This is a genomic window from Marinovum sp. 2_MG-2023, from assembly GCF_030548265.1.
In the GTDB taxonomy this organism is placed as follows: Bacteria; Pseudomonadota; Alphaproteobacteria; order Rhodobacterales; family Rhodobacteraceae; genus Marinovum.
Genome location: NZ_JAUOSD010000047.1, coordinates 1 through 11,876 on the forward strand (window position 1 = coordinate 1; position 11,876 = coordinate 11,876).

Consider the following 11,876-nt stretch of genomic DNA (forward strand, 5'->3'; position numbering starts at 1 on the left):
TCTTTCGCATCTGTCTGCTCCTTCAGAGTTGGCGCAGACTCTACATTACGGTGAGGGATTTCGCGGGGGGCAGGTCATCATCCTGAAACCAAAACGCCCCATTATTGTCATGCAATTCGACAATCCACTGAGCGTCTGTAGCGCCCGTGGGAAGTCTGGTGGGCACCTCAGAGCCTCCGATTGATACAATTCTGTCGATCTCTTCCGCGGCAAGTGTTTTTGACGAACCCGAGCCCGCGAGGCCTACGGTCCACAGGGTCGGCAAGGTCCGCCCGACGCCGGGTACATCAAGGAAAGCACCTTTTTGCGTCAGGACCGATGCGGCGGTCATAACGACCTGCATGATCGGCAAGGCATAAGAAATATCCGTATCGTCAAAATGGCGAGATATCCTGTCGATAAAACTGCCTCTTGATGCAAGGCTGTGAATATCGAATTGATCTGCACTCGCTTTCACTGCGAACATCTGGATAAGTTGTCGTTGTTCCTCTTTCGAAAGGCGTCTTGTTCCTTTTGGCGTTTTAACCCGCATCTCGGATATTAGAACATGTTCGGCGGAGCTTTTGGGTTTAGGCTTCGTCGGTCTCTTTCCTGATTGATAAGAAGGAGATGCAGACAAGTATTTCGCCACGGAAATTCGGGCCGCCAAAAAATTCTCAACAGGTTGATTTCAATGCAAACTTAGTGACATCGAACCGCCGACAGTGGGTCGACAATTTCCCGCGCTGGTTACACCTATGCTATTGTTAAGCCACGCCGCTCCCGATAGCCTGTCAAAAACCCTATTATTTACAGGCCCTTCAATGCTCACAGGCACCATCCGCACGCAAATCGACCAAATCTGGAACGCCTTTTGGTCTGGCGGCGTCTCCAATCCGCTCTCCGTCATCGAACAACTCACCTTCTTGTTGTTCATCAAGCGGTTGGACGAGATCCACACCCGTGAGGAAAGCAAAGCCGAGATGCTGGGCACCACGATGGAACGCCGCATCTTCCTCGAAGGGCAGGATGACAAAGGCGAGCCCTACGACAACCTGCGTTGGTCCCGCTTCAAGAATTTTGAGGCCCGCGAGATGATGCGTATTGTGGATGAGCACGTCTTCCCCTTTCTGCGCCAGATGGGTGAGGAAGGGTCGTCTTACGGCACTCATATGAAGGACGCGCGGCTGGGCTTCTCCAATCCCAACCTGCTGGCCAAGGTCGTGCAGATGCTCGACGACATCCCGATGGAGGATCGCGACACCAAGGGCGACGTCTTTGAATACATGCTGGGCAAGATCGCCAGTGCGGGCCAGAACGGCCAGTTCCGCACGCCCCGCCACATCATCAACCTGATGGTCAACCTCATGGCACCAACCCCGCAGGACACCATTTGCGACCCTGCCGTGGGCACCTGCGGCTTTCTTGTGGCGGCGGGCGAATATCTACGCGCTCATCACCCCAAGATGCTGCGCGATCCCGAACAACGCGACCGCTTCCATAACTCCATGTTCCACGGCTTTGACTTTGACAGTACCATGCTGCGGATCGGCGCGATGAACATGACGCTGCACGGTGTGGACAATCCCGACATCGCCTACCGCGATAGCCTTGCCGAAGAACATGGCGCCGATGAAGGGCGCTATTCCCTGATCCTTGCCAACCCGCCCTTTGCCGGATCGCTGGATTATGACACCACGTCCAAAGACCTGCTGAAAATCGTCAAAACCAAAAAGACCGAACTGCTGTTCATGGCGCTGTTCCTGCGCTTGATGCGCACAGGGGGGCGTGCTGCTGTGGTTGTGCCTGATGGGGTGCTGTTCGGCTCCTCCAAGGCGCACAAAGACATCCGCAAAATGCTGGTCGAGGATCACAAACTCGACGCGATTATCAAGTTGCCCTCGGGCGTGTTCCGCCCCTATGCCGGTGTGTCCTGCGCCATCGTGGTGTTCACCAAAACCGGCGTGGGCGGCACCGAGGATGTGTGGTTCTACGACATGACCGCCGACGGGATGAGCCTTGATGACAAGCGCACGCCGCTGCTGGAGGACGCCAAGCTTGGCCCCGTGCCGGATGTGGTATTGACCGAGGAAGAGCACGCCAAGAACAACCTGCCCGATATCCTGACCCGCTGGCAGGCGCTGGAGAGTGAGGCAGACCGCCCCCGCACCGCGCAAAGCTTTGTGGTGCCAGCATCCGAGATTATCGCCACTGGATCATGGGATCTGTCGCTGACTCGCTACAAAGAGATCGAGCATGAGGAGGTCGAGCACCAATCCCCCGCCGAGATCATCGCAGAGCTGCGTGCTCTGGAAGGTGAGATTATTGAAGGGTTGGATCGGTTGGAGGGGATGTTGGGATGAATAACTACGTCCCACTTGGTGACATTGTCGATATCAAAGGTGGCGGCACTCCGGATAAGAAAGTTGCCGCATATTGGGATGGGGACATCCCTTGGGCCTCAGTAAAAGACTTCAAGAGCGGCACTTTAGATCGAACTGTTGACCGCATTACTGCGGCAGGCGTAGCTGCTTCAGCGACGAATATAATTCCAGCTGGCCACATCATTGTTCCGACCCGCATGGCGGTCGGAAAAGCCGCGATTAACACAATAGATTTGGCAATCAACCAAGATTTGAAGGCTCTTTTCCCGAAGGTGTCCGTGGATACTCGCTACTTATACAATGCGCTTCTGGCGAATAGTGGGAAATTGCTTGACCAAGCTACAGGTGCAACGGTTAAAGGGATCAAACTCGATGCGCTGAGAGGTCTAAAAATCCCCCTCCCGCCGCTGGAGGAGCAGAAGCGGATTTCGGGGATATTGGATCAGGCGGACGCGCTCCGCCGCCTCCGCACCCGCGCCCTCGACAGGCTCAACACCCTCGGACAGGCGATCTTGCTTGAGTGCCAGCAAGGAACCGAATTCAAATTAACAGATGTAGAATTTGGAAAACTCGCAGAAAATACCCGCAATGCATTTTGCAATGGGCCCTTTGGCAGTAATCTTTTAAGGAGTGAACTGACAGTTGAGGGCGTCCCGGTTATTTACATTCGGGACATTGCTTCTGGCCTATATAAGAGGAAAAGTGAGTGGCACGTAACTCAAGAAAAGGCACAGGAACTTTCTGGCTGTGCCGTGAATAGTGGCGATCTTCTTCTTTCTAAGGTTGGCGATCCACCGTGTGCGGCTGCAATATACCCTGCAGGCGAACCTCCTGCGATTATTACTCAAGATGTTATCCGTATCCGCATCGATCCCGAACGTGCACTTGCCAAGTATCTCGCTGCATTTTTCAACACTGAAGTCGGGCGAAGAGCGATTAAACCCATAATTGTTCAGGCCACGCGCGCGCGTGTCTCCCTCAGGGATTTGAAAGGTCTCAAACTAAGTTTACCACCAATTGAAGCACAACGTGCCGCAGTCCTAAAGCTCGAGGCGCTGGACAACCAAAGGAATAAATCGAATACATCTCTCTTAGGCCTGCAATCCCTCTTCGCCTCCCTCCAACACTGCGCCTTTCGCGGGGAGCTCTGACATGCCTGCCGCGCTCCACCGTCTCACCCTTCCGGGGGCGATGCTGCAACGGGGTTTCTGGCTTTATGTCTGGCGCATCGCCTCGCCAAACGGGGCGCTGCATTACGTTGGCCGCACCGGTGATAATTCCAGCCCCCATGCCGCTGCACCCTTTACACGGATGGGCCAGCACCTTGGCACATCCCCCAATTCAAACGCCCTGCGCCGCAATCTGATCGCCTACGGTGTCACGCCAGAAGACTGCACCAGCTTCGAGCTGATCGCCCACGGCCCGATCTACCCGCAAGTGGATCATGACGGCAGCGACCGCGCCACCTTGATGGAACGGCACAAACCGTTTCGCGATCAAGTGGGGGCGATGGAAAAGCTGCTTTGTGATGGGTTGAAAGACGCAGGTTACGGCGTGCTGAACACAGTCAATTGCAATTGGGTTTTGTCGCCGGAGGGAGAAGAAAAGTGGGAAGAGGCAAAACAAGCCTTTCGCAAGGATTTTCCCGCATTAAGGTAATGCCATTCGCATAGGTTGTTTTAATGTCCCAATTTTCTTTTCTCTCCACCGATTTTCAAGACCTAAAGCAACACGCCCAGAAGGCGGAAAAGCTGGCCTTGTCCGATCCACGCGGCGCGTGCTTCTGGTCGCGGCTGACGTTGGAGACAGCGCTGAAATGGCTCTACCGCCGCGATCCCGCCCTGCGCCATCCCTATGAGCGCACGCTGGCCGCCCTGATCGCAGAACCCAGCCTTGAGGCCCTAACGGGGCCTGCCATCACCACCAAAGCGAAATACATCAAAGATCAAGGCAACCGCGCTGCCCATGACAGCGGAAAGGCCCTGACGGCGCAGGATGCGGCCTCGACGGTGCGCGAGCTGTTCCATGTCTGCTACTGGATCGCCCGCACCTATGCGACGGGGCCTAAGCCTGATCCCGCCCTGTCGTTTGACATCGGCAAGTTGGAAAGATCCCTGACAATCTCTGCGAGCACGGTTGCACAGATCCAGAAGATCGAAGGAGATGTCAAAGCCGCCAATAAGCGCGCTGAGGAGGCTGAGGAAGCGCGCAAGGAGTCTGAGGAAGGTCGCAAGGCAGTAGAGGAAGAACTGGCGCGTCTGCGCGCCGAATATGCAGCTGCGCGCAAAGCCAATCAGGCGATCCAAGATGATCACGACTATGGTGAGGCCGCCACCCGCGATGCCTTCATTGATCTGTTGCTACACGAGGCCGGCTGGGCATTGGACCAGCCCCGAGACCGCGAATTCCCGGTCAAAGGCATGCCGAGCCAGAGCGGCGAAGGATTTGCGGATTATGTCCTTTGGGGGGCTGATGGGAAGCCATTGGCGGTCGTCGAAGCAAAGCGCACCAAGAAGGATTCTCGCACAGGCCAACAACAAGCCAAGCTCTATGCGGACTGTCTGGAAAAGATGTACGGCCAGCGTCCGGTAATCTTTACGACCAATGGCTATGAACACTGGATTTGGGATGATCTGCGGTATCCTCCTCGGAAGATCTCTGGTTTCCTGAAACGCGATGAATTGGTGTTGTTGCAACAAAGGCGAGGCAACCGGAAAACTCTTGATGATGTGACCGTTGATGAGGCGATCGCAGGGCGGTTTTACCAACAGCGCGCAATCCGCCGTATCGGACAAGCCTTTGAAAAGGATCGCCAGCGCAAGGGGTTGCTTGTGATGGCGACTGGCAGCGGCAAGACTCGGACCGTAATCGCCCTAATCGACCAGTTGATGCGTGGCAACTGGGTCAAGCGCGTGCTGTTTCTTGCTGACCGTGTGGCACTGGTGAAGCAGGCACATGGAGCCTTCAAGACACACCTGCCTGCCACCCCGAGCGCAAACCTCTTGGAACGGCATGACCCTGCGCGCAATGACCATTCCGGTGGTAGGGTATTTCTTTCTACCTATCCCACCATGATGGGGTTGATTGATGAAATTAAGGGGGGAGAAAAGCGCTTTGGGCCGGGACACTTCGATCTGATCGTGATCGATGAAGCACACCGATCCGTCTACCGAAAATATCGAGCGATTTTCGAGTACTTCGATAGCTTCCTTGTGGGTCTGACCGCCACACCAAAAGATGAGATCGATCACAATACCTATTCTCTATTCAACCTTGAGAGTGGTGTGCCGACCGATGCATATGATCTGGATGACGCGGTGCAGGATGGCTATCTTGTGCCCCCGAAATCAATTTCTGTCCCCTTGAAGTTTCAACGCGACGGGATTGCATACGATCAGCTTTCTGACCACGAGAAAGACGAATGGGACGCGATTGAATGGGATGAGGACGGTACGATCCCGGATCGGGTTGAATCTAACGATCTGAACAAGTGGTTATTCAACAAGGATACTGTCGATAAGGTGCTTGAGCACGTAATGCGAAACGGTATCAAAGTCGCGGGTGGTGATCAGCTGGGAAAGACCATCATCTTTGCCAAGAACAGCAAACACGCTCAATTCATCATTGAGAGGTTCGACCAAAATTACCCCCACTTGGCTGGGCAGTTTACTCGATTGATTGATTACAGCGTCACCTATGCCCAATCACTGATAGATGATTTTTCCGAGCCGGAGAAACAGCCACATATCGCGGTGTCCGTCGACATGATGGACACAGGCATTGATGTTCCAGAAGTTGTGAACCTCGTGTTTTTCAAAATTGTGCGATCCAAGACAAAGTTCTGGCAGATGGTCGGTCGTGGCACCCGCTTGCGCGAGGACCTATTCGCGCCCGGTGAGGACAAAGAAGATTTCATCATTTTCGACTTCTGTCAAAATCTGGAATTTTTCCGTGAGAACCCAGATGCTCGGAATGCCGGTACAGCACTTCCAATCGGTGAACGTCTGTTTAAGACGCGTGTGGAGCTAATCGGGGACCTACAAGAGCAGGAAAGCACTCATGCTGACTTGGAGAAATCTTTGAAGGAACGCCTCTTTGATGAGGTGTCAGGCATGAACCTCGAAAATTTCATGGTACGCGACAAGCGCCGCGCGGTAGAGCAATTCAAAAAGATGGATCGCTGGGCAACTTTGGATCTCGACGCAAGGATTACGCTGACCGATGAGATCGCGGGTCTACCATCTGCATACCAGGACGACCATTTGCCTGCGAAGCAATTCGATCTTCTGGTGTTGAACGCACAGCTGCTTCTGCTACGCGGCGATGCCGGTTTTCAACGGCTGCAAATGCGAATGATCAAATTTGCCTCTGCTCTTGAGGGTTTATCCAACGTTCCCACTGTAGCCAAGCAGATGGAACTGATCCTTGAAATGCAGACAGATCAATTTTGGACTGATATTTCTGTCGATATCCTGGAGGAGGTCAGACGCAAGTTACGCATGCTCGCAGACCTAATCCAACCTAAGGAACGCAAGGTCGTGATAACCGACTTTGAAGATGAGATCGGTGGTACTGAGACCATAGACCTCCCAGAAGTCGGCACCGGGATAGACAAGGCGCGGTTCAAATTGAAAGTCCGCAAATTTGTCGAAACACATATGGATCACATCACTCTGCAGAAAATTTACCGCGCAGAGGCCCTCACACGAACTGACGTTGAAGAGCTTCAGAAAATGTTGATTGAACAAGGCGTTTCGGACACGGAGACGCTCTCAGCTCTTCAAGAAGAAGAACCTTTAGGAGTGTTCCTGCGCCGATTGATCGGGCTTGACCGCGCAGCCGCAAAACAAGCTTTCAGCGCCTTTATGTCAGCGCAGCAGTTAAATCCTGATCAAACAGAATTCATTGATATGATCATTGATCACCTCACCGATAGCGGAATTGTGGAACCCAGGACTTTCTATGAAAGTCCTTTTTCAGACATTGATAACCTCGGAATTGCCGGCGTTTTTAAGAAGGATCATGCGGCCGAGATCATTCGGATCGTAAAATCCGTAAACGACGCGGCGGTCGCGGCCTGAATATTGAGAGCTAAAGATGCAAGAATCTGAATTTCGAAAATGGCTCGAAGCCCAAGGGCAAAGTGAAAGATCAATAGGTTCCAGAATCAGCACGGCGCGCCGAGTTGAGAATGCGATCGGGGATTTGGATGAGGTTCTTGCAGAGCAAAAAATAGAAGACCTGTTACGACGGTTTTCGTACGGTACTGAAGATGAGAGAAACAATGCACCCAATCCATCGCCTGTGCAGATTGATGGCAATCTAAGGAACGGCTTGGCAAGCCTGCGCCAATCCATTAGCCTATATGCTGACTTTGTTCGCAACAGCTCATCCATGCCCAACAAACTGGAACACTCGCATTACCTTCGAGAGCTGACTAAATCCGAAATCATCGCTGCAATGGATGACTGCGACACGGAGGGGCTCAAAGCATTCTTACAAAACCGCAGCTTCGGAAAGCCGCAGGTTTGGACGATACGACCGGTCGCTGAGGCCGACCATGACGACGGTGAGGCGCTACGTTACCCTGCAAAAGCGATCGTAGCGGCAGCGGTCGCGAAGTTACCAGACGGGCCTGCCTTGACTGCCAAGGAGTTCTTCAACGGCTTCGGTGAAAGCCAGTCATTCGAGCGTTTGAAAGAATTGGGCTTTGAACTGATCGACAACGAAGAGAAAGACAGGCAACCCGCCGATTTCTCTCGACAGAATATTGAAGCGGCCATGGTCGCCTATGACGCTTATGTATTTGATGGCTCCCAGAAGGAGGTGTTTGATGCTTTCGGTGATCCCAGAGACTACTGGGTGAGATCAACGCGGAGAACCGCCACAAAGCCCTACCCGACCAAACCACTGGTTGGCTTTCTACTCGGAAAAACGACGCTGAATGGCGGGTGGGGGCAAAAATCGGATGCAGCCGCCCGTCTCCACAATGCTGGCTACATTATCGTAGATCAGGACAATACCCCTGTTGAGCCGCCAGAGCGCTATAGCCACCTCATTCGAGATGCCGATCGCATCCGGGCTTGCGCACTGAACTACCATATCGAACCAGCCCGCGAGGCGGGACAGGCTTCCGTTACGATCAAAGCTGGGGACCTTGGAAAAGAAATAGGTCTACAAAACTCTCATCCAAACATTTGCAGCGCACTCTTGGGTTCGAAATTTCAAGAAATGACAGGCCTTCCCAAGCCCACCTATACAGAGCCGCAGCCCAGCAGCACGACCGAATTCACCTATCAATTGACCCGTACCGCCGGCGCAAGCACACCGGAAACAATACTACGGCCAGAACAGAGATTAGATATGGAACAAGCGAAGAACCTGATCCTCTACGGCCCCCCTGGTACAGGCAAAACACATGCGACAGCGACCGAGGCGTTACGCCTGTGTGGCGAAGAGGTGCCGCAAGACCGCAAGGATGTAATGGAGGCCTACAACCGCCTCAAATCTGAAAAGCGGATCGAATTTGTAACCTTCCATCAATCGATGTCCTACGAGGACTTTGTCGAAGGCCGGCAACCTACCACAGATGTAGAGGGAGACGGCAGTTCTGGAACCGGTTTTCGGCTGCAGACCGTCCCTGGCGTTATTCGACGAATGGCAGAGCAAGCTCAGTTCGGCGGATCCGAAAGCAGTGGGGACGACGACTTCTCCTTGGAGGGTCGACAGGTTTTCAAAATGTCGATAGCCGCCGGAAAGGACCCTTCTGAACAATACCTGTTCGATGAGGCAATCTCGGAAGGTCACACCCTCTTAGGATGGGAAGACATTGATTTCAGCGACCCCAAATATACCGACCCTGAAGAAATTTTGAAGATATGCCGCGCCGAGGGGCGCCGCGAAGGACCTGTCACTAAACAATCCGGCCAAGTCGCTCTTGTTGATGCCTTCCGCAACCAGGTTCAGGTCGGTGATATCCTCATTGTTTCGAAGGGCAATAGTCTGTTCCGAGCAATCGGAGAAGTGACGGGAGAGTATGAGTACAAGCAGAGAGACAATCAAAAATATTGCCATCGCAGGGCCGTGAACTGGCTTTGGGTAAACCCCCAGGGGCTTCCGGTATCAGATTTATACGGCTCGAATTTCACGATGCGTTCGATCTACCGCCTGGGGGAAAGCAAGCTAAAGAAACCCGCCCTTCTCCGGCTGATCAATGGCGTGAATGAAGAAGCGGTCCTCGAACAGCTCCCACATGTGCTAATCATCGATGAGATCAATCGCGCGAACATTTCTAAAGTCTTCGGTGAACTGATTACCCTGATCGAACCGGACAAACGGTTGGGGATGGAAAATGCTCTGAAGGTTCGACTGCCTTATTCTGGCGAAGACTTCGGGCTACCCAGCAATCTACATATCCTCGGCACCATGAACACCGCTGACCGCTCTATTGCGCTCCTTGACACCGCCCTGCGTCGCAGGTTCGAATTCAAAGAGATCGAGCCCGATCCCGAAACACTGCGCGACGCGGCGCGGCGATGTGGGCTGGACCTGCCCAAAATCCTGCGCGTAATCAACGATCGCATCGAATATCTCTATGACCGCGAGCATCGGATCGGGCATGCCTATTTCATTGGCTGCGCATCCCGCAATGACGTTGATCAAACAATGCGCCATAAGGTAATTCCTCTTCTGGCCGAATACTTCTTCGAGGACTGGCACAAGGTTGCCGCAGTATTAGGGGATGCCGAGGCGCATGAAGGGCCAATCATTGGCGGCTTTCTCAAGCGAGAGCTGTTGAAGGCCCCTCCTGGCATGGACAGTGAAGCGGACGGCCCAACCCGGTTCCGCTGGAGCCTCAAGGATGCAGATGAAGGCTTTGAATATACGAGATTGACCAGCCAATGAAGCCGCATACCATTGGCGAGTGGAAAAAGATTGCCTTCGGAGCAAAGAGTGATCCCATTTCCGAAGGTCAGGCTGACCGCCTCGCTAAAGTAGCGCGACAATCAGTTTTTGCGGGGAGTAGCGGCGAAGGTGTTTTAGAACACCGCCGAAAACACCTGCGCGCTCGGGGTGTCGTCGGAGTGATTGCCGCCACAGACTGCCAGCTTGAGATACTCCCCAAAATTGAAGCATCAGGGGAGCACGACGCAGCACCAGAAACTTTACGCCGACGTCTTGTTCATATGCTGTCTGTGGCGCGTGATCTTCGAATTGACGCACAGAATACAGCGAGTCTGGGATGGCAGCGCGACACTCTGCTTGAGATCCTGATCAGGATCTTCTGCAACAAGATGACAGAAGCCGTGCGTCATGGGATCCCGCGTCGCTACATCGCCCACACGGACGATCTACCAGCGCTGCGTGGGCGTCTGAATGTCACAAGGCAGTTTTCTGTTCTTGCGGCACAGCCCCAGCATCTGGCGTGCGAATATGATGAACTCTCTCTGGACATTGACCTCAATCGGGTCATGAAGGCCGCAATTTCTAAACTGTCTCGGGTTGCGACCTCCGCCGATAACCTGAGGTCTCTACGTGAACTCTCTTTTGCCTATGCCGACATCACCGACGTCGCACCCTCGGCGCTTCGCTGGGACCGTATCACACTTGATCGCACCAATGACCGATGGCGCGAGCTACTGTCACTTGCCAAATTGCTTTTAGGAGATCGTCACCAAACAACGAATGCGGGGGCCACTGATGGCCATGCGCTCTTATTTGAAATGAATGTGCTCTTTGAGGAGTATGTCACCAAGCTCCTCAAACGAGGGCTTGCTGGTACCCCGTTCACAGCTACTTCCCAAGGTGGTCAAAAGGACTGCTTATTTGAGGGGGAACAAGGCCGATTTAGAACGCGCCCTGACATCATAATTCGTCACCATGGTGATGTGGTCATGGTCATAGACACAAAGTGGAAACGCATATCTCCCCGTATTGAGGACGCCAAACAAGGCATTAGCCAGGGCGATGTGTATCAGTTGATGGCTTATTCCGAACTCTACAAATGCGACCGCGTCATGCTGCTCTACCCGCATCACCATGGGCTGCCTGGCAGCCAGCCGCCGCAGGCTTACTCAATTGGTTCTGCAGGGGCCCGCAAGAAGCTCTTTGTATCCACAATTGACGTGTCGCAAAGGCATTCTCAGGTAACCACGTCACTGGTACATTTGGTCAAGACATCACTGGAAACGAGCTTGTCAAAACCTGACAATTCAGCCCAAAATTCAGTTTACAGACGCTAAGGTAACTCATCGATTTCACTACCACCACCTTTCGGCTCAGTTTACAATTTTATCCAATAAAAACAGCACCTGCATACGGATTGCAAATCCGTGTACAGGAGTTCGATTCTCCTACTCGCCTCCATTTAATTTCAATAGCTTAACGTATCGAACGCGAACAGGCTTTTGAAAATCTAAACAAATATCTAAACATTCTGACCTGCCCCCTGCTGGTCCCTCATTCATAATGAGAGTCTGCAGGTTGAATCTGGGTATTCGGCTTCCGCGTCTG

7 protein-coding genes are annotated in these 11,876 nt (G+C 53.3%); 6 read left to right on the top strand and 1 reads right to left on the bottom strand.

The features are described 5' to 3' along the window. Positions 1-40: 40 nt before the first annotated feature. Positions 41-631 (bottom strand): hypothetical protein, encoded by a 591-nt coding sequence (locus Q4577_RS23000; RefSeq protein ID WP_303567670.1) that lies wholly within the window; start codon positions 629-631, stop codon positions 41-43. A gap of 172 nt (positions 632-803) precedes the next feature. On the opposite strand from Q4577_RS23000, the gene Q4577_RS23005 reads away from it, so the two are divergent. Genes Q4577_RS23005 through Q4577_RS23030 form a run of 6 tightly spaced genes read left to right on the top strand, consistent with a single transcriptional unit; the run spans position 804 to position 11,605 of the window. Continuing rightward, positions 804-2,342, top strand: a complete 1,539-nt coding sequence (locus Q4577_RS23005) for a class I SAM-dependent DNA methyltransferase (protein WP_303473192.1) — start codon at positions 804-806, stop codon at positions 2,340-2,342. Continuing rightward, a complete protein-coding gene (locus tag Q4577_RS23010) occupies positions 2,339-3,514 on the top strand; it encodes a restriction endonuclease subunit S (RefSeq protein ID WP_303473191.1) in 1,176 nt (391 codons plus the stop codon). Before Q4577_RS23005 ends, Q4577_RS23010 begins: the two co-directional genes overlap by 4 nt. Position 3,515: 1 nt before the next feature. Then, on the top strand, positions 3,516-4,022 hold the full coding sequence (locus tag Q4577_RS23015; protein ID WP_303473190.1) for a hypothetical protein: 507 nt from the start codon (positions 3,516-3,518) through the stop codon (positions 4,020-4,022). Positions 4,023-4,045: 23 nt separating this feature from the next. Continuing rightward, positions 4,046-7,444 (top strand): DEAD/DEAH box helicase family protein, encoded by a 3,399-nt coding sequence (locus Q4577_RS23020; RefSeq protein WP_303473189.1) that lies wholly within the window; start codon positions 4,046-4,048, stop codon positions 7,442-7,444. Between the two features lie 16 nt (positions 7,445-7,460). Beyond that, positions 7,461-10,268, top strand: a complete 2,808-nt coding sequence (locus Q4577_RS23025) for an AAA family ATPase (RefSeq protein WP_303473188.1) — start codon at positions 7,461-7,463, stop codon at positions 10,266-10,268. Then, positions 10,265-11,605 carry an McrC family protein gene (locus Q4577_RS23030; RefSeq protein ID WP_303473186.1) on the top strand — a complete coding sequence of 447 codons (1,341 nt, stop codon included), beginning with the start codon at positions 10,265-10,267 and terminating at the stop codon, positions 11,603-11,605. The genes Q4577_RS23025 and Q4577_RS23030 overlap by 4 nt, the downstream gene beginning before the upstream one ends. Positions 11,606-11,876: the final 271 nt, after the last annotated feature.

Bases quoted from the DNA above. Each gene is read 5' to 3' on its own strand.
- Q4577_RS23005 (WP_303473192.1), top strand. From the start codon at position 804: ATGCTCACAGGCACCATCCGCACGCAAATCGACCAAATCTGGAACGCC.
- Q4577_RS23010 (WP_303473191.1), top strand. From the start codon at position 2,339: ATGAATAACTACGTCCCACTTGGTGACATTGTCGATATCAAAGGTGGC.
- Q4577_RS23015 (WP_303473190.1), top strand. From the start codon at position 3,516: ATGCCTGCCGCGCTCCACCGTCTCACCCTTCCGGGGGCGATGCTGCAA.
- Q4577_RS23020 (WP_303473189.1), top strand. From the start codon at position 4,046: ATGTCCCAATTTTCTTTTCTCTCCACCGATTTTCAAGACCTAAAGCAA.
- Q4577_RS23025 (WP_303473188.1), top strand. From the start codon at position 7,461: ATGCAAGAATCTGAATTTCGAAAATGGCTCGAAGCCCAAGGGCAAAGT.
- Q4577_RS23030 (WP_303473186.1), top strand. From the start codon at position 10,265: ATGAAGCCGCATACCATTGGCGAGTGGAAAAAGATTGCCTTCGGAGCA.